This window comes from Mycolicibacterium peregrinum, from assembly GCF_001665625.1.
GTDB classification, from domain to species: Bacteria; Actinomycetota; Actinomycetes; order Mycobacteriales; family Mycobacteriaceae; genus Mycobacterium; species Mycobacterium peregrinum_B.
On the sequence record NZ_LZSY01000061.1, the window covers coordinates 1 to 15,940 of the forward strand.

Sequence of the window (15,940 nt, forward strand, 5' to 3'; positions counted from 1 at the left end):
CCCCCTGCCCCAGGAGGCACCCCATGAGCGCTCGGAGGTCATTGACGCGCCTGACCGTGACAGCTGCCTGCGCAGCGGCGTCCCTGACGGGCTGTGCGTTCCACGGACTGAATTCGCTGCCGCTGCCCGGCACGGTGGGACGCGGGGCTGACGCCACGACCTATCATGTTGAGCTGGCCAATATTGGTACGCTGGAGGCTAATTCGCCTGTCATGATCGGCGATGTCATCGTGGGCAGCGTCTCCCGCATGGTGGTGAAGGGCTGGCACGCGGACGTGGAGGTCTCGGTCAAGCCCGACGTCGTCGTTCCGGCCAACGCAGTCGCCACCGTCGGTCAGACCAGTCTGCTGGGCTCCATGCACATCGCACTCGACCCCCCGCTGGGGCAGTCGCCGTCAGGACGGCTGTCGCCGGGCGCCACGCTCGAGCTCGACCAGACTTCGACTTATCCGTCGACCGAACAGACCTTGTCGTCGCTGTCGGTTCTCGTCAACGGCGGTGGTCTGGGCAAGATCGGCGACCTGGTCACCGAATTCAACGCCGCGCTGGGCGGCCGCGAAGACCAGATTCGCGATCTACTCACCCGGCTCGACGACATCGTCGGGATGTTCGCCAACCAGCGCGACGACATCAACGCTTCGATCACGGCACTGAACCGGTTGGCGGGCACGCTGTCCGGACAGCAAGAGGTGATCACCACGGCGCTGCAACGGATCCCGCCCGCCTTGGACGTCCTGGTGAAGGAACGCCCGCGCATCACCACGGCTTTGGAAAAGTTCGGTCAGTTCAGCGACACCGCGACCAAGCTCGTCCATGCGACGCGGGACGACCTGCTGACCAACCTGCGCAACCTTGAACCGACGGTGAAGGCACTGGCCGACGTCGGTCCGAATCTGGGCACGGTGTTGGCCTACGCACCGGCTTTCCCCTATCCGCAGAACTTCATCGACCGGGCGATTCGCGGGGACTACCTCAACCAGTTCATCACCTTCGACTTCACCGTCCCGCGACTGAAGAGAGGGTTGTTCCTGGGGACCAGATGGGGCCAGGAGGGCCTACCGTTGACGCCGGCGCCCGGCGATCCCTGGTTCTCGAACTACACCAAGGATCCCCTGAACATGCCATTGACTCCACCACCACCCGCAGTGGCCACGATGCCGCCGCTGGTCGACCCGGCTCCTGACGAAGGGCAGTCCGATCCGTCGGCCGTAACGCCGCCTTCCGACCCTGCAGCAGCGCCGAACGGAGGTGGCAACTGATGCTCACCCGCTTCGTGCGAATTCAGCTGGTCATCTTCGCGGTGGCGTCGGTGATCGGGATGGCTCTGATGGGCATCGTGTACATGCAGGCACCCACCCTGTTGGGAATCGGGCGGATGACGGTGACCCTGCAACTGCCCGGAACCGGTGGGCTGTACCAGTTCTCGAACGTCACCTACCGCGGCGTACAGATGGGGAAGGTCACCGAGGTGCGGCCCACCCGTGATGGAGCGGTGGCCACACTGTCGCTGAACACGTCACCCAAGGTGCCCGCGGACCTGCACGCCGCGGTCCTCAGCGTGTCGGCAGTGGGCGAGCAGTACGTCGATCTGCAGCCCCGAAACGACTCGGGACCGTATCTCCACGACGGGTCGGTCATCCCGGCATCCAGCACGTCGATTCCCCAAGCCGTGGGGCCGATGCTCGATCAGGTCAGTTCACTCATGGGCAGCATCCCCAAGGACAAGATCAGCCCGCTGCTCGACGAAACCTTCAAGGCCTTCAACGGGACTGGAAATGACATGGGGGCGCTGCTGGACTCCTCGTCGAGACTGATCAACGAGGCGAATGCTGCCTCCGATCAGTCCCGGGCGCTCATCGACGACGGTGCACCCTTACTGGACGGGCAGGCCGAGTCGGTCGATGCGATCCGCACCTGGGCCCGGAGCATGGCCGGAATAACCAAGCAGGTCGCCGACGACGACCAGCACGTGCGCACCCTGCTGAAGGACGGGCCGGGAACGGCGGACGAGGCATCCCGCTTGTTCAATCAAGTCAAACCCACGTTGCCTCTGTTGCTCGCCAACCTCACCAGCTTGGGTCAGGTCGGGGTGACTTATCACCCCTCGCTGGAGCAATTGCTGGTGCTGCTGCCCCCGGTCGTGGCCTCTACACAGTCCTACGGTGCGCCGAAGAACAACCCGGTTGGAATGTCGCTGGGAGACTTCACCCTCAACATCGGAGATCCGCCTGCATGCACCGTCGGATTCCTACCGCCGTCGGCCTGGCGATCTCCGGAGGACACCAGCGACATCGACACTCCCGACGGGTTGTACTGCAAACTGCCGCAGGACTCGCCGATCGGTGTCCGCGGAGCGCGCAACTACCCGTGCATGGGGAAACCCGGAAAACGTGCTCCCACTGTCGAAATCTGCGACAGCGACCGGCCGTACGAGCCGCTGGCGATGCGACAGCACCCGCTCGGCCCGTACCCGATCGATCCCAATCTGCTGGCACAGGGGATAGCGCCGGATTCGCGGGTCGATCGGGACGGGGCCATCCACGGACCGGTCGAGGGCACCCCGATGCCGCCGCCTGCCGCGCCTGCCGAAGGGCCTGTCGAGGCGCCTGTCACACCGCCGGCAGATGCGGTGCCGTCCAGCCCGGATGCGCCGATGATGGCACCGAGTGCGTTCACTCCCAATGGATCTCATGGTCCGTCGGTTGCGATCGCCACCTACGATCCGCGCACGGGGCGGTACGCTACACCGGACGGCAAGGTGTACCGGCAGACCGATCTGGTGCCGCCGACCGGCGACCCGACGTGGAAAGACCTGTTCACCACCTGATTGCCCGTGAATGTCAAAGCCCCCGCAATGGAATCCGTTGCGGGGGCTTTGGCATTACCTGACCGAGTAGCTGAGAAGCTCTCCGTTCAGGCCGTTTTCACGAGTTTGAACGGCATCGTGATGAAGACGACCCTGCTACTGCCACACGACCCGCTGACGCCGGTGGTCGAGTCCTCGCCCAGCAATGTCGTCGACGCCGGATCGGTTGCGGTGGCGTCCGCGTTCGAGGGGAAGAAGCGGTATACCTGCAGGCCGGGACCAGCGGTGCCGTCCCCGCACGGTTGCCAGTTGTCGACCGTCTTCTTGACGAACCAGACGCCGCTCTTCTTGTAGATCGGCGCGCTCCATCCCCAGTCGGTGTCGACGGTGCCGGTGCACTCGCTGGGATAACTGCACGTCGTGGAGATCGTCCAGGTACCACGAATGCTGGCCTCGTCGTGGAAGATGTCATTCGTTTTCGCCCACTCGCCGTTCGACGTGGCGGTGTACGTGCCGTTGAGGCCCCAACTCGGAGATGCCGCGGCAACCGGGCTGCACAAGCCGGCCACCCCGGTGGCGGTGAGCACCGCCGCCCCAATGAACGCACTCGACACCCGCATGACCAAACTCCTCTGTACGCCGGCCACCGGTTGTCGCCGCGGCAGTGTTCACTGTGCAACTTCTTCCGTCTTCTGACGGACAATGTCCCACCTAGTGGGCCATGAGCCGGCGGCCGGATTCAGCCGTGCCACAGTGTCGTACGTGCGAATACCGGTGGTAGCCACGGCAGGACTGCTCGTTGCGGCGACGATGATCGCTCCGTCGCCGGCGGGCGCAGAACCTGTCGGCTGCAGTGAACCCTCATGCGTACCCGGGATCACCGGTGGCGTCGTGCTCGGCGCGCCGTGCTCAGACACCGCGTACTACGTCTTCGGCACCACCTCCTGGGGCCGGGTGGTGTTCTGTGGGTCGCCGCGCCGTTACGAGCCGCGCTACTTCCGGTCGCCGCCGCTCAAAGGTATTCGCGAGGAGAACACGCCATGCACAGGTTTCGAGAACACCGTCGCACAGGCGCCCGACGGGCTGTTTCTGAGCTGTGTGTCGAGCGATGGAACGAGCAGGTGGCTTCGTGGTGACCTGTGATTCGCGGGACCGCGCAGTGTTGAAGCGTTGGCGCGCAGGCACCGTCAGCACGCTTCTCGTGGTCGGTCTGGGCGCTGGTACGGCCGTGGCGACCCCGGCATACGCCGACGAGGAGCCGGCGCCCCACCGCGTGACCTACACGGTGACCGCGGAGCAGCCGACGACGGTCGGCATCTACTTCCGCGAGGTGGACCCGCCGACGTGGGCCGACTACAGCCACAATCCCTACGAGTTCAGTCCCAGGGACGATCTGACGCTTGAGCCCGGCAAGCCCTGGATTCGCGAGACGATGCTCGCCGACCCCATGAAATGGGCCATGGTTACCGTCACCACGGCAGGCTTGGCTCCGCAACCCAGCCAGACTCTGCGTTGTGAGCTGGCCGTCGACGGGATTGTCGTCCACCGCGCTGCCGGACCCAAAGGGGCGTTGTGCTCATTGCGGAATTGGTGATGGTGCCGATCCGTCAGAACGGATTTGTCCGCTGGGTGGGACACCGCCGTCGCCGCCGGTTCCGGCCGCATTAGCGTGCGGCCGAGACCAACCGGAGGTGCACTATGCGGTTACTCATCCGCCCCGACGAGGAAACTGAGCCGACCGTGCTCGATGACGTCGACGACACCGACTCGCCGCTGAGCGACGACGATTCACCGCTGCACGACGACGCGGAGTTGCCAGGTCAGGCCAACCCTTCGGACGTGGACGATACTGAAGACCAGCCACCGACTTCGGACGAAAAACGCGGATGGCGACCGAAACTCGCGACGGTGCTCGCCGGTGTCGCCATCCTTGTCAGCGGTGCGTTGCTGGCTGCCAGCGGATACCTGGTCTGGTTTCACCAGCAGACCGACCGTGAGCAGCAGCGCCGCGCGGAATTCTCGGCGGCGGCCTCGCAAGCCGCAGTCACCCTGATGTCGATCGACAGTGCCAAGGCGGAGGAGAACGTCAAGCAGATCGTCGACAACTCGACCGGACAGTTCAAAGAGGACATCGAATCGTCGGCCGAGGACCTGGTGAGAGCCGCGCAGGATTCGAAGGCGACGACGAAGGCCACGGCAAAGGCCACGGCTGTCCAGTCGATGGACGCGGACTCCGCAGTCGTCCTCGTCAGCACCGCAACCACGGTCAGCAACTCGGCCGGCGCCAATCAGCAGCCGCGCAACTGGCGGCTGAGCGTCACGATGGTCCGAGACGGGGGCCAGATCAAGATGTCGAAGGTGGAGTTCGTCCCGTGAATACCAGCACAGCACAACCAAGTACCGCCACCGAATCTGACGTCGAAATCCCTTCGGAGAACGAATCAATCCCCGAGGAGCCGCAGGCCGCCGAAGTCGACGCGAGCCTCGAGGAGACTCCACAGGATCAGGACCGGTGGATCCATCGCGTTGCCCGGCGGTGGCGACCGATCGCCGTCGTCTGCCTACTGCTGGCCTCGGCGAGCTCGGCGGCAGCGCTATATTTCGGCGTGTACCGCGCCGACCACGGGAGTGCCGCAGCGTCTGTGACGGTGGTCGATGCGGCCTCTGAAGGTTCAGTGGCGCTGTTGTCCTATGCGCCAGACAGTTTGGATCAGGACTTCGCTACGGCGAAATCCAAACTGACCGGCGACTTCCTGGATTACTACAGCGAGTTCGCCAACAAGTTCGTCGCGCCGGCGGCCAAGGAGAAGGACATCCGCGCCACTGCGTCGGTTGTTCGCGCTGCTCCGATCACCGTGCAGTCCGACACCGCGGAGGTGTTGGTCTATCTGAACCAGGCGACAACCAGCCGCGACAACCCCGAGCCGGCACAGGCCGCCAGCGCTGTGAAGGTCGGGCTCACGAAAATCGATGGGGGCTGGCTGATCTCGTCGTTCAACCCGATCTAGCGGACGAGCTCGCCGGCCCCGGTTGTAATACCCAGTTAGGGTCCTCGTACTGCCTTGCCTCCGGCGGTGCGGTGGTTGTCGATGCGTTGCCATGGGTCGGGGTGGTCGAGTAGGTCCCATGCGGGTGGGAGTCGGGGGTCGGCCGGTTCTGGGGCGGACAGGTCTGGGTGTGACGGGTCCGTGGCGAACGGGTCGGTGTCCCAGAGGCAGTCCGGGTGGGGTGGGGGTGGGGCGAAGTCGTTGTCCCACTGGCGGTCCCAGTCGGGATTCCACTTCAGGTCCCACTGCGGGTCCCAGTCCAGGTCCCGCTCGGGGTAGGGCTCGGGTTGGGGCTCGCGGGTGAGGTCGGGTGCCGGTGGCTGTGTCAGGTCGGGTTCGGGCGTGAGGTCGGGGTCGGGCTCACGCTCCGGCTGATTCCCGGGTGGGGTGAGCAGCAGTTCGGGGCGGTGAAGGTAGTTGATGCGGTTTTGGCCGTGATCCAGCTCTGGCGGTGGGTGCCACTGCACGACACCGCCGGCGGTGATAGTGGTGCTGTAGCCGCCGTCGTCATCGACCAGCCGATTGTCGGGCCCACACGCCAGCGCCATCACGTCGACATTGGTGTTCCCGCCGGCAGCCCAGTCAGCCTCGCCGTGATGAGCTTGACAGCCATAGACACCGACGGTGCAGCCCGGTTTGGTGCAGCCCCCGTCGCGGGCGATGAGCATGATGCGTTGAGCCGGGCTGGCGACACGCCGAGCCCGAAAATAGTTCAACGCCGCCCCGGTGGCCCGATCGAACACCGCCAAGTAATGACTGGCGTGAGCACCCATGCGGATGACGTCGCGGATGGGAATCTTCGTCCCACCCCCGCTGACCCCGATCCCGGCACGCGATTCCAGGTCTTGCAAGGTGGTACGCACGATGATCGACACCGGTAACCCGTTGAGCTGACCCAGATCCGTCATCAACGCGATCCGCCCGATCACCACCAACGCGTCGTGCTGACGCTGAGCCAAACTGCGCTGATCATTGTCGATCTGGGCCTGGGTGGGGGTGCCCGACGTGCAGGGCTGCTCGTCGTCGGGGTTGCACATCCCGGGCGCGGCGAACTTGGCGAACAGCACTTCCCACACCGCAGCCGCTTCGGGTGTCAGGTTCGCCGTCAACGGGGTCATGGCGTCGCGGCCCTGCTTGCCGACACTGACCCCGCGTTTGCGGGCCCGTTCGGTGTCATCAGGTGCGGGGCCGTCCTGATCGAGCAGGAACAGGCGCAACTCGGCGGTGTCTTTGAGTTCTTTGGGACCCACCCCGACCGCGACCCGCACCAGGTCGGCTTCGAACTGTTCGCGGGTCACCTGGTCGACGAATCCCGGTAGCCGGTGCACCGCATCACGCAAAACCTTCACGTGATCGGCGGTGATCAACCCCGCACCTTGCGCGGCAGCCACCACCGGCAACACCGCAGGCAAGGATTCCCCGGTCAACGAACGCCGCGGCCCCAACTCGGCGGCCTCACCCAATCGCCGGCCGGCCTCAGCGGTCGATAGCCGCCACCGGATCCGCAGCACCTCATTCCAGGATTTGGCACCCAACTCCCGAGGTGTGGCCTCGGCCTGCAACTGCGCGAGCAGCCGATGCCCCACAGCAGGCAGCTGACACAGCAGTTCCTCGTACTCGTCGAGCACCGCCACCAGCCCAGACCGGGTCAACGACTCAAAATCACACCCGGCGAACGCATCGAAAGCCGCGCGTAACCCCGCTACCGCCCGGACCGCACCCGCCTCCATGAATCGAACATACATTCGACCACCGACAAGTGCGGGCAGCGCGCACTAGTGCGAGTCGTGCTTGGGCAGCAGCGTCTCGTGCGCAGAGGATGTGGCGGCCCGGAACAGCACCGCGATCAGGGCCAGGGCCCCGACTGCGACGATCGGGATGGTCCACAGCCTGCGGGTCAGCACAGCCGACCCGCACTTGTCGGCGTACTCCGCGCCGGCGGCGTTGGCCTGCACCAGGTGGGTCGAATATCCGGAGCCGCAGGGGATCTGCATTCCGAACTGATCGAAGTCGTCGAGGTAGACCGGCAGGCTCAGTAGATACAGCCCGATTCCCAACACCACGGCCCCGGCGATTCCGATGTAGACGGCGCGAAAACTCACTTCTCTTCCCCCTTCAGGTCATGCAGACGTCGGTGAACAACAGCACCGGCCACGAGACGATCGACCCGAGAAAAGACACCACGGCGTCGAGGCCGCCCATCGAGGGCAGGTGATCGGTGTGCGTACCGGACCAGACCGTGCCGATCAACAGATACGGCACTCCCAGCACGACAGCGACGACGATGAGTTCGCCGAGTGCGACGCGGTAGGCCAGCAACCTCCGCAACTTGGCAAACACGCGACCCCCATCCGGCCTCAACGCCGTCTATGTTAACGCCTATTCTCTGCCGGATTACCATTTTGACCCGGCACTTCGGTCCGTTATGGTGACGGAATGGCGCGCATCTCGCCCCGGTCGATCGACAGTGGTGCCAGTGTTGTGCGGCGTCGACCCAAAGACCGAAAGGCGCAGATAGCGCGGGCCTCGGCGGAGTCTTTCAGCGCGCTGGGCTATCACGGCGTCAGCATGGAGGCCATCGCTTCGCGGGTCGGGATCTCCGCGGCCGCGTTGTACCGGCACTATTCGAGCAAGTACGAATTGTTCCGCGACGCCGTGCTCAACCTCAGCCAGCAACTGGTCGACGGTACCGCGTTCGCAGACGAGGCCGACGGGGATCCGCGGGAGCGGTTGCGTCTCATCGTCGCCGCGCTCAGCGACACCGCCTTGGTCAATCGCGAATCCGGCGGGCTGTACCGCTGGGAGGCGCGTTATCTGCGCGGCGACGACCAGAGCACTCTGGACGCGCAGGTGCGCACCGTGCACCGACGGATTCACCGGCCGCTGATGGAATTGCGGCCGGAGCTGAGCTCGCACGCCCGCTGGACCCTGTCGACTGCGGTGCTCGGCGTGATCGGCAGCGTCGTCGACCACCGGTCCAAGCTGCCCGCCGGTCAGATCCGCACGCTGCTCGCCGACATCTGCGACACCGTGCTGGCCGCCGAGTTGCCGGAGGTTCCCAACGCGACCAGCCCCGCGGTGACACCGCCACCCGTCGTGAGCACGACGAAATACGAAGCGCTGCTGACCGAATCGATGCGGCTGTTCAATCAGAACGGCTACCGCGACACCACCATGGAGGACATCGCCGCCGCGGTCGGCATGCCTGCCTCGGGGATCTACCGGTACTTCTCCGGCAAGTCCGACATCCTGGCGGCCGGGTTCCGTCGCGCCGCCGACCGGTTGTCTTCCGACATGGCCGAGGTGCTCGGCGCGGCAACGGATCCCGAGCAGGCTCTGGGCGCGCTCATAGACGACTACGTGGCCCGCTCGTTCGACCACCCCGAACTCGACTACGTCTACTACACCGAACGCCTCAACATGACGCCCGCCGACCAGAAGATCCTGCGCGACCTTCAGCGGGCGGCGGTGGAATCGTGGGTCGAGGTGGTCATGCCGGTACGCCCGCGGTGGAGTGCGGGTCAGGCACGCTTCGCCGTTCATGCGGCGATGGCGTTGGTGATCGACTTGGGCCGGCTCATGAATTATCAGAATTCGGAGCAGGCCCGAGCCGTCGTCGCGGTCATGGTCGATATGACGCTGCTGGGCCGTTACCGGTTACGCACGGCGTTGCCGGCCAGGTAGGCCACGTAGCCGAGCGTGCCGATGGTGGCCAGCTTGCGCGTCTTGGGGAGCAGGAGGCCCAGGCCGATCGCGGTCTCGATACCACCGTTGGTGTAGATGTGCTTCTGCGTGTCCTTGGGGAACGCCGGCTTGGTGATCGACTCGAACAGCTGCGGCTTCACAAAATGTGAGACGCCGGCGCCGGCCACGCTGAGGCCGACGAGCTTGACCAGCTTGGAGTTCTTGCCCTCTGCCATGTGTGATCCTCTCTGATCAGGCAAATGTGTAGTCGCTCAACGGGAATCGTGAAGCTTCCGTGACGGCCCGGCGGGTCGTCATCGGTCGGAGCAGCGTTGCCTCGCCACTCGGATTGAAATAGTACGACCGTGCCGATGCGCAGTTACCGAGGGTGAACAACGAGTCACCCAGCAACTCCGTCATCCGGTCCAGATAGCGCGCGTTGGCCTGTTCGGTGACCTCGAACGTCGCCGCCTTCCGGCGCCGGAGTTCGCCGAACAACCGGTCCATCAGATGCATCTGATACTCCATGGTGTTGAAGAAGTTCAGACCCAGGAACGCGTACGGACTGGCCAGGCTCAAGTAGTTCGGGAAGTACGGCATCGATACACCCTGGTAAGCCTGGAACCGGGTTTCCCGCCACCACTTGCCGAGGTTGCGGCCATCACGCCCGATCACCTCGATGGCAGGGAAGTTGGCCTCCCACAGATCGAACCCCGTCGCCAGCACCAGGGTGTCGATGTCGGTCCGGGTGCCGTCGGCGTTGACGATGCCCCGGGCATCGATGCGTTCGATGCCGTCGGCCTGCAGGTGGACATTCGGCTTGGTGAAGGCGCGGTAGTAGCCGTTCGAGAACGTCGGGCGCTTGCAACCGAAGTCGTAGTCAGGGGTCAGCTTGCGGCGCAATTCGGGGTCGCGGATCGAGGCGAACCGGTGCAGCTTGGCCAGGTCGGCCGCGGCGATGTTGAACCGACGGAAGTACCGGTGCTTGAGCACGGCCGTGTCGACCATGAACGCGTAGATGGCGTCGGTAACGGCGCGCACGGCCCGCTGGGTCAGCGGCACCCTGGCGAACAGCGCCTTGACCCCAGCGGAGAACTTCAGGTCGATCTTGGGCACGACCCAGATCGGGGTGCGCTGGTACACCGTCAGGTCAGCAGCCTTGCGAGCCAGCTCCGGGATGAGCTGAACGGCAGTGGCGCCGGTGCCGATGATCGCGATACGACGGCCGTCGGGCCGGTAGTCGTCGTCCCAGTCGGTGGTGTGGATGACCTTGCCGGTGAAGTCGGCGATGCCGGGGATGTCAGGCGTGTGGGGTTGCGACAGGAAGCCGGTGGCGGTGAGGAGAAAGCGTGCGTTCAAGGTCTCGCCACCCGCTACGGATACTCGCCAGAGTGAAGCCTCTTCGTCCCAGTGGGCGCCGTCGACGGTCGTGTTGAACCGGATGTGGCGGCGCACGTCGTACTTGTCGGCGACGTCGTCGGCGTACCGCTTGATCTCGGTGCCGGTGGAGAACAACCTCGACCAGTTCGGGTTCGGCTCGAAGAAATACGAGTAGGTCGTGGTCGGCACGTCGACGGCCAGGCCGGGGTAGTGGTTGACGTACCAGGTGCCGCCGAGATCATCCTCGCGATCCAGGATCACGAAGTTCTCGATGCCCAGCCGTTTGAGCTGGATGGCGGCACCGATGCCGGCAAATCCCGCGCCGACGATCACCGCCTCGAATTCCCCCGGGCTCATGCTGCAAACAGTACCGCAGGTACCGGGTACTTTGTCGAGGGTGCGCCGGGCATCGACGTCGGACGCCGGGCTACCTGTCGATGTGCGCGGCCTGGCGCGCGGCTCGCATGAAAGCCGGCTTGACCATGTCGATCCCGTCGAGATACCCGCCGACCAGGGCCGCATCGCGCAGCAGTACCAGCGATGCTGCGATCTCATCGGGTTTGTCCCGGCCGGCAGCCGCCTGTTCCAGCGCGCCGCGGAACCAGTCGCGGTGGGTGGTGATGAGCCGCCGGATCCGGCTGTCGGGGTCGGGGTACTCGGCAGCGGCGTTGATGAAGGGGCAGCCGCGCGTGTGGTAGCGGGCGACATCCTCGGCGATGCCCTCGATTACCAGCTCGAGCATGTCGGTGTCGGGCCCGGCGTGGGCTGCGGCCTCGGCGAAATAACCGCGGATCGTGGCGTCCTCGGCTGCGAGATATGCCTCGACGAGGTCCTCCTTGCCCTTGAAATGCCGGTACATGGTGGCGCGGGTGACCTTGGCCTCGGCGAGGATGCGGTCGACCCCGACCGAGTGGATGCCCTCGCGATAGAACAGCTCGGTGGCGACGCGCAACAAGCGCTCCCGAGCCGCTGAGGCGGGTGCCGATGCTGTCATGTCCTCGATGATACGAGCGGGCCAGAACGTTCTTTCTTATTTCGGGAACAGTCTGCCGACCCCAGCGGTTACAGGGGGAGAACGACCGTTCTTTCTACGTACCAGGAGATCGCAATGACCACTATCACCGCCCGCGAACTGGCCGAACTGCAACGTGCCAATGCTTCCGACGCCCAACCTGTCGTTTTCGTCCATGGCCTGTGGCTCTTGCCGAGCAGCTGGGACGCCTGGCGGGCGTTGTTCGAGGATCGGGGGTACGTGACGCTCGCGCCGAGCTGGCCGGATGATCCCGAGACTGTGGCCGAGGCGCACCGCGACCCGTCGGTGTTCGCGGGCAAAACGGTTGCCGAGATCACCGACCACTACGCCGAAGTGATCCGACAGCTCGACCGCAAACCCATCATCATCGGTCACTCGTTCGGCGGGTTGATCACCCAGAAACTCGCCGGCCTCGGGCTGGCCAAGGCTGCGGTCGCCATCGACCCGGCCCCGGGGCGTGGTGTGCTGGCACTTCCGGTGTCGGCGCTGCGGGCGGCGTTCCCCGTCATCGGCAATCCGTTCAACTATGGCCGCGCGGTTCCGTTGACCCGCAGCCAGTTCCGTTTCTCGTTCGGTAATGCCCTCTCCGAGGGAGAGTCGAATCGGCTCTACGACGAGTACTCGGTCGCCGGCTCCGCGATACCGCTGTTCCAGGCCGCGCTGGGGAACTTCAACCCCGCCTCGGAAACCAAGGTGGACAGCAAGAACCTGGATCGCGGTCCGCTGCTGATCATTTCGGGGGAGATGGACAACACCGTCCCGTGGGCGGTAGCCAACGGCGCGTTCAAGCGGCAGAAGAAGAACCCGAATGTCACCGAGATCGTCGAGATTCCCGGCCGTGGGCATTCGCTCGTGATCGACAGCGGCTGGCACGAAGTGGCCGAGAAGGCACTCGACTTCATCAAGAAGGTCTGACCGACTCGCCACCGCGGGCCTCTGTCATCTCAAGGTGGCGGGGGCCCGAGGGGCCGCACTCAGTCGTCGATGCGTGTCGGCGGATCGGCGAACGGGGTGTCCCACGGAGCGATCTCGTGGCCGGGCCCCATCACATCGCAGCGCTTGACCGGCACCAGGTGGGAGCTGAAGCCACTGGGCACATAGCCCCAGGTTCCCATGCAGCGCTGCCAGGTGCCGTCGGGTTGGACGGGCCCGTCGCATTTACTGATCACCGGCCCGCCGTACTGGCAGCCGGCGGCGGCCGGTGGCGCTGAGGTGATCAACCCGCCGGCGATCAGCGCGACAGCCACGCTGCCGACGATGCAGAGCTTCATGGTGTTCTCCGTCTCCGTCTCCGTGTGCGTGTCACCAGCGCTGTGGATCGCATTCCAGACCTGCCCGGTCCCAGCCCGCAAGGTCGGCTGCGGCGGCGTAGGTCGATTGCAGGAAATCTAGCAGGGCACGGTCGGGTTCGGAGGCAGTCCGCACCGCTTCGTACGGGAGAAGGAACTGCCGAAAGTCCGCGCTGTAGAACGCTGCGTCCGGGCCGACGGGATAATCGGCGAAGCCTTCCGGCTCCGGATAGGCGTAGGCGTAGAAAGCGCCCTCCTCGCCGCCGCCCGGCCAGAAACCGCAACTGCTCAACTCGTGCGAATAGCCTTCCACCATCACCCAATCCGCGCAGTTGGGCGCCCCGCCGGGGTGCTCGGGCGCGGGCCGGCCGGAGAATCGGGTGCAGGCCAGGTCGAACGAGCCCCAGAAGAAGTGCACAGGGCTGACCTTGCCGATGAAATGCGAACGGAAATCGGTGATCACCCGGTGCGCCTGGACCAGTTGGCGCCAGAACAAGTTGGCGGCGTCGGGGTCATACGAGGCGTGCTGGTGATCTTCGGCAAAGGGAATGGCCGGGTCGACCTCGTTGGGGCTCGCCGAGATTCGCGTTTCAATGTCCAGTTGTCGCAGCGCGGTGAAGGTTTCGTCGTAGAACTCGGCGACCGATTTCGGCTTCAACGTGACGGTGCGGGATCCGCCGTCGCTGGTACGGATCTCCAGCAGGTGGTCGATGAAGTTGAACTCCATGTCGAACAACCGGTTTCGGTACGGGATCGACGACGTGGTCAGACCGCGCGGGCTCACGTAGAACGTCACCTGCCACCAATGGTTGATCAGTGGCGAGTGTGTCAGCCGGATCTTCCCGACGATCTGAGTCCACATGTGCAGGGTGTCGCGGGTGGGCTCCCAATCGGATACCCGCAACGCGGGCCAAGAGTTGCCTGGACCAGCGTTCATGAGACAGATGCCACCTTCCGCCGTTGACGACTCGTGGTGACGTCAGCCTAGCTTTGTGTCACCGAGGTTAGAGGCGGAACGACGGCACCGCGTCGGGATCAGAACAGCTTTGCGATCACCTCTCCTGCCTCGGCGTCTTCCACACAGGGGGTGATGTCGAAGGTGAGAAACTCGCTCCACTCGGCGACCGACTCGAACATGGTCTTGGCGTCGTCAGTTTCGACGATGGCGAAGCCCTGGCCGTTCATGCCCCACCATCGGTGAAGCATCGTCGCGCCTTCCGGAACCGCGCCGGCCGTCTGCTTGAACTTCTCGATCGCATCCCGGTAGTTCGCCTGCGACTGAGTCCAGTGCACGATGAATTTCATGGCGTACTCCTTCTGGTGATCCGGGCCGGGATCGGCTCGGCGGCGATGACGGTGAAGGGGGTATCCACCGGGAAGCTGTCGTTCAGGGAGGTCACTGCGACCTCCCGCACGATGGTCGCCAGCGCCAGGGTGGCCTCCAGCATGGCGAAGTGATCGCCGACGCAGGACCGCGGGCCGCCGCCGAAAGGCAGGTACTGCCAACGGTTTCTACCTGCCGAACGTTCCGGGCTGAAGCGGTCGGGGTCGAAGGTCAGCGGGTCGTCCCACAGCGCCGGGTCGCGGTGCATGACATAGAAATTGACCATCGCCATCGTGCCGGCCTCGGCGCGGTAGCCGTCGACGGTCATCTCCTCGTTGAGCATCCGAGGCGTGCCGGCACCGGGCGGGCAGAGCCGCAGTGCCTCGTGCAGCACCCGCACGGTGTGTTCGAGGTGCGGCACATCCTCGGGCGTCAGCGTGCGATCGCCCAGCGCCGCGACTTCGTCGTACAGGCGGGACTGCAGCTCGGGATCGCGGCCCAGTGCCCACAGTGAGTAACACAGCGTTGTCGAGGTGGTGTCATGCCCGGCCAGCATGAAAAGCACCAATTCATCGCAGATCTCGTCGTCGGCGAGCTCTCGGCCGGTGTCGGGGTCACGGGCCTCGATGAGCGCGCGCACCAGCGGTGCTTCCCGATCGGGATCAGCCCGCACCGCGGCGAGGATCTCGGCGGCCAGCTCATGTAGCCGGGCATTGGCCGCCCTGGCCCGACGTTGGCCGCCGGTGGGCACCCACTGCGGGAAGTTGACCGGGCGGACCGCCCGGTCGGAAATCCAGGACAACGCGGTACGCAGTGCGGGGCCCACGTCGTCGGCGCTCTCGTCGAGATCCACGCCGAATACCGAGCGGCCCAGCGCCCGCAGCGTGAGCGCTCGGCACGCAACGTCCAGATCGACCGTCGTACCGTCGCGCCACCCGCCGGCGATCGAATCCGCCGCGGCGGCCATGTGTCCCGCATACCGTGGCACGTTCTGCTTGGTGAACATCGGCTGCAGCGTTCGCCGTCGCGGCAGCCAGCGTTCGTGCGGCAGGTTCAGCAGGTTGCCGCCCATCAGCCGGCGTAGCTCGACCATGTTGAGGGCGGTGCCGCGATCGGCGATCGAATCGCGGCGGCCCAGGACATCGCGGGCTCCCTGCGGCGACGTGACCAACAGGACCGGGGGGATCAGCCATCGTGGACCGAGCACCATCCGGCTGATGGGCCCTCCGGCATCGCGGAGCCGTTGATGCCCCTCGATGAAGGACCGCATCGCCTTGATCGTCTGCCGATAGGACAGCGGATTTCGCGGTGCGAGCGGCAGGGTGGTTGCGGCCCGCGTATCGATCTCGACCATGGATCGAGTGTCTGACCACGCGG

At 65.3% G+C, this 15,940-nt stretch carries 19 protein-coding genes; 8 read left to right on the top strand and 11 right to left on the bottom strand.

What is annotated here, in order from left to right; translation table 11 throughout:
* The first annotated feature begins 23 nt into the window (after nt 1-23).
* Both A5779_RS07675 and A5779_RS07680 read left to right on the top strand, forming a co-directional pair.
* Nucleotides 24-1,259, top strand: a complete 1,236-nt coding sequence (locus tag A5779_RS07675) for an MCE family protein (protein WP_064880528.1) — start codon at nt 24-26, stop codon at nt 1,257-1,259.
* Complete coding sequence (locus A5779_RS07680) at nt 1,259-2,827, top strand: MCE family protein (protein ID WP_064880530.1); 1,569 nt, start codon at nt 1,259-1,261, stop codon at nt 2,825-2,827. Before A5779_RS07675 ends, A5779_RS07680 begins: the two co-directional genes overlap by 1 nt.
* An 86-nt stretch (nt 2,828-2,913) precedes the next feature.
* Here the strand turns inward: A5779_RS07680 and A5779_RS07685 are convergent, their stop codons facing one another.
* The gene (locus A5779_RS07685) at nt 2,914-3,426 is read right to left on the bottom strand and encodes an Rv2253/PknI dimerization domain-containing protein (RefSeq protein WP_110777007.1); all 513 of its coding nucleotides are present in this window, start codon (nt 3,424-3,426) and stop codon (nt 2,914-2,916) included.
* A gap of 190 nt (nt 3,427-3,616) precedes the next feature.
* On the opposite strand from A5779_RS07685, the gene A5779_RS07690 reads away from it, so the two are divergent.
* The 4 genes from A5779_RS07690 (at nt 3,617) to A5779_RS07705 (ending at nt 5,814) form a co-directional block, all read left to right on the top strand.
* The gene (locus tag A5779_RS07690) at nt 3,617-3,949 is read left to right on the top strand and encodes a hypothetical protein (protein WP_174554334.1); all 333 of its coding nucleotides are present in this window, start codon (nt 3,617-3,619) and stop codon (nt 3,947-3,949) included.
* Entirely contained in the window at nt 3,939-4,400 is a 462-nt protein-coding gene (locus A5779_RS07695) for an Rv2576c family protein (RefSeq protein ID WP_330220062.1), read from the top strand. Before A5779_RS07690 ends, A5779_RS07695 begins: the two co-directional genes overlap by 11 nt.
* Before the next feature lie 104 nt (nt 4,401-4,504).
* Nucleotides 4,505-5,182, top strand: coding sequence for an Rv1363c family protein (locus A5779_RS07700; protein WP_236734681.1), 678 nt, complete (start codon nt 4,505-4,507; stop codon nt 5,180-5,182).
* Nucleotides 5,179-5,814 carry a hypothetical protein gene (locus tag A5779_RS07705; RefSeq protein ID WP_064880532.1) on the top strand — a complete coding sequence of 212 codons (636 nt, stop codon included), beginning with the start codon at nt 5,179-5,181 and terminating at the stop codon, nt 5,812-5,814. Before A5779_RS07700 ends, A5779_RS07705 begins: the two co-directional genes overlap by 4 nt.
* A gap of 35 nt (nt 5,815-5,849) precedes the next feature.
* Here the strand turns inward: A5779_RS07705 and A5779_RS07710 are convergent, their stop codons facing one another.
* Genes A5779_RS07710 through A5779_RS07720 form a run of 3 tightly spaced genes read right to left on the bottom strand, consistent with a single transcriptional unit; the run spans nt 5,850 to nt 8,193 of the window.
* Entirely contained in the window at nt 5,850-7,598 is a 1,749-nt protein-coding gene (locus tag A5779_RS07710; protein ID WP_110777009.1) for a DUF222 domain-containing protein, read from the bottom strand.
* A gap of 30 nt (nt 7,599-7,628) precedes the next feature.
* On the bottom strand, nt 7,629-7,955 hold the full coding sequence (locus A5779_RS07715; protein ID WP_064880534.1) for a hypothetical protein: 327 nt from the start codon (nt 7,953-7,955) through the stop codon (nt 7,629-7,631).
* 13 nt (nt 7,956-7,968) lie between these two features.
* Nucleotides 7,969-8,193: a hypothetical protein gene (locus A5779_RS07720; RefSeq protein WP_064880536.1), complete on the bottom strand. Its 225-nt coding sequence runs from the start codon at nt 8,191-8,193 to the stop codon at nt 7,969-7,971.
* A 96-nt stretch (nt 8,194-8,289) separates the two neighbouring features.
* On the opposite strand from A5779_RS07720, the gene A5779_RS07725 reads away from it, so the two are divergent.
* Nucleotides 8,290-9,537, top strand: coding sequence for a TetR/AcrR family transcriptional regulator (locus A5779_RS07725; protein ID WP_064880538.1), 1,248 nt, complete (start codon nt 8,290-8,292; stop codon nt 9,535-9,537).
* Here A5779_RS07725 and A5779_RS07730 read toward each other — a convergent pair.
* The 3 genes from A5779_RS07730 to A5779_RS07740 all read right to left on the bottom strand — a co-directional run bounded on the left by A5779_RS07730 (nt 9,504) and on the right by A5779_RS07740 (nt 11,911).
* Nucleotides 9,504-9,773 carry a DoxX-related protein gene (locus tag A5779_RS07730; protein ID WP_004571515.1) on the bottom strand — a complete coding sequence of 90 codons (270 nt, stop codon included), beginning with the start codon at nt 9,771-9,773 and terminating at the stop codon, nt 9,504-9,506. The two genes, A5779_RS07725 and A5779_RS07730, sit on opposite strands and share 34 nt — an antisense overlap.
* Nucleotides 9,774-9,789: 16 nt before the next feature.
* The gene (locus A5779_RS07735; RefSeq protein WP_064880540.1) at nt 9,790-11,274 is read right to left on the bottom strand and encodes a flavin-containing monooxygenase; all 1,485 of its coding nucleotides are present in this window, start codon (nt 11,272-11,274) and stop codon (nt 9,790-9,792) included.
* A 70-nt stretch (nt 11,275-11,344) separates the two neighbouring features.
* Nucleotides 11,345-11,911 carry a TetR/AcrR family transcriptional regulator gene (locus tag A5779_RS07740; protein WP_064880542.1) on the bottom strand — a complete coding sequence of 189 codons (567 nt, stop codon included), beginning with the start codon at nt 11,909-11,911 and terminating at the stop codon, nt 11,345-11,347.
* A 114-nt stretch (nt 11,912-12,025) separates the two neighbouring features.
* On the opposite strand from A5779_RS07740, the gene A5779_RS07745 reads away from it, so the two are divergent.
* Complete coding sequence (locus A5779_RS07745; protein WP_064880544.1) at nt 12,026-12,865, top strand: alpha/beta hydrolase; 840 nt, start codon at nt 12,026-12,028, stop codon at nt 12,863-12,865.
* A 59-nt stretch (nt 12,866-12,924) separates the two neighbouring features.
* Here the strand turns inward: A5779_RS07745 and A5779_RS07750 are convergent, their stop codons facing one another.
* From A5779_RS07750 to A5779_RS07765, 4 genes are all read right to left on the bottom strand, one after another.
* A complete protein-coding gene (locus A5779_RS07750) occupies nt 12,925-13,221 on the bottom strand; it encodes a CDGP domain-containing protein (RefSeq protein WP_064880545.1) in 297 nt (98 codons plus the stop codon).
* Between the two features lie 31 nt (nt 13,222-13,252).
* On the bottom strand, nt 13,253-14,176 hold the full coding sequence (locus A5779_RS07755; RefSeq protein ID WP_064880547.1) for a DUF5996 family protein: 924 nt from the start codon (nt 14,174-14,176) through the stop codon (nt 13,253-13,255).
* 98 nt (nt 14,177-14,274) lie between these two features.
* Entirely contained in the window at nt 14,275-14,544 is a 270-nt protein-coding gene (locus tag A5779_RS07760) for a DUF3303 domain-containing protein (protein WP_064880549.1), read from the bottom strand.
* Nucleotides 14,541-15,917 (bottom strand): cytochrome P450, encoded by a 1,377-nt coding sequence (locus A5779_RS07765; RefSeq protein WP_064880551.1) that lies wholly within the window; start codon nt 15,915-15,917, stop codon nt 14,541-14,543. The genes A5779_RS07760 and A5779_RS07765 overlap by 4 nt, the downstream gene beginning before the upstream one ends.
* Nucleotides 15,918-15,940: the final 23 nt, after the last annotated feature.

What these genes read in the sequence shown, in the direction of transcription:
- A5779_RS07675 (WP_064880528.1), top strand. Translation starts at nt 24, where the DNA reads ATGAGCGCTCGGAGGTCATTGACGCGCCTGACCGTGACAGCTGCCTGC.
- A5779_RS07680 (WP_064880530.1), top strand. Translation starts at nt 1,259, where the DNA reads ATGCTCACCCGCTTCGTGCGAATTCAGCTGGTCATCTTCGCGGTGGCG.
- A5779_RS07685 (WP_110777007.1), bottom strand. Translation starts at nt 3,426, where the DNA reads ATGCGGGTGTCGAGTGCGTTCATTGGGGCGGCGGTGCTCACCGCCACC.
- A5779_RS07690 (WP_174554334.1), top strand. Translation starts at nt 3,617, where the DNA reads ATGATCGCTCCGTCGCCGGCGGGCGCAGAACCTGTCGGCTGCAGTGAA.
- A5779_RS07700 (WP_236734681.1), top strand. Translation starts at nt 4,505, where the DNA reads ATGCGGTTACTCATCCGCCCCGACGAGGAAACTGAGCCGACCGTGCTC.
- A5779_RS07710 (WP_110777009.1), bottom strand. Translation starts at nt 7,598, where the DNA reads ATGTATGTTCGATTCATGGAGGCGGGTGCGGTCCGGGCGGTAGCGGGG.
- A5779_RS07725 (WP_064880538.1), top strand. Translation starts at nt 8,290, where the DNA reads ATGGCGCGCATCTCGCCCCGGTCGATCGACAGTGGTGCCAGTGTTGTG.
- A5779_RS07730 (WP_004571515.1), bottom strand. Translation starts at nt 9,773, where the DNA reads ATGGCAGAGGGCAAGAACTCCAAGCTGGTCAAGCTCGTCGGCCTCAGC.
- A5779_RS07735 (WP_064880540.1), bottom strand. Translation starts at nt 11,274, where the DNA reads ATGAGCCCGGGGGAATTCGAGGCGGTGATCGTCGGCGCGGGATTTGCC.
- A5779_RS07740 (WP_064880542.1), bottom strand. Translation starts at nt 11,911, where the DNA reads ATGACAGCATCGGCACCCGCCTCAGCGGCTCGGGAGCGCTTGTTGCGC.
- A5779_RS07745 (WP_064880544.1), top strand. Translation starts at nt 12,026, where the DNA reads ATGACCACTATCACCGCCCGCGAACTGGCCGAACTGCAACGTGCCAAT.
- A5779_RS07750 (WP_064880545.1), bottom strand. Translation starts at nt 13,221, where the DNA reads ATGAAGCTCTGCATCGTCGGCAGCGTGGCTGTCGCGCTGATCGCCGGC.
- A5779_RS07755 (WP_064880547.1), bottom strand. Translation starts at nt 14,176, where the DNA reads ATGAACGCTGGTCCAGGCAACTCTTGGCCCGCGTTGCGGGTATCCGAT.
- A5779_RS07760 (WP_064880549.1), bottom strand. Translation starts at nt 14,544, where the DNA reads ATGAAATTCATCGTGCACTGGACTCAGTCGCAGGCGAACTACCGGGAT.
- A5779_RS07765 (WP_064880551.1), bottom strand. Translation starts at nt 15,917, where the DNA reads ATGGTCGAGATCGATACGCGGGCCGCAACCACCCTGCCGCTCGCACCG.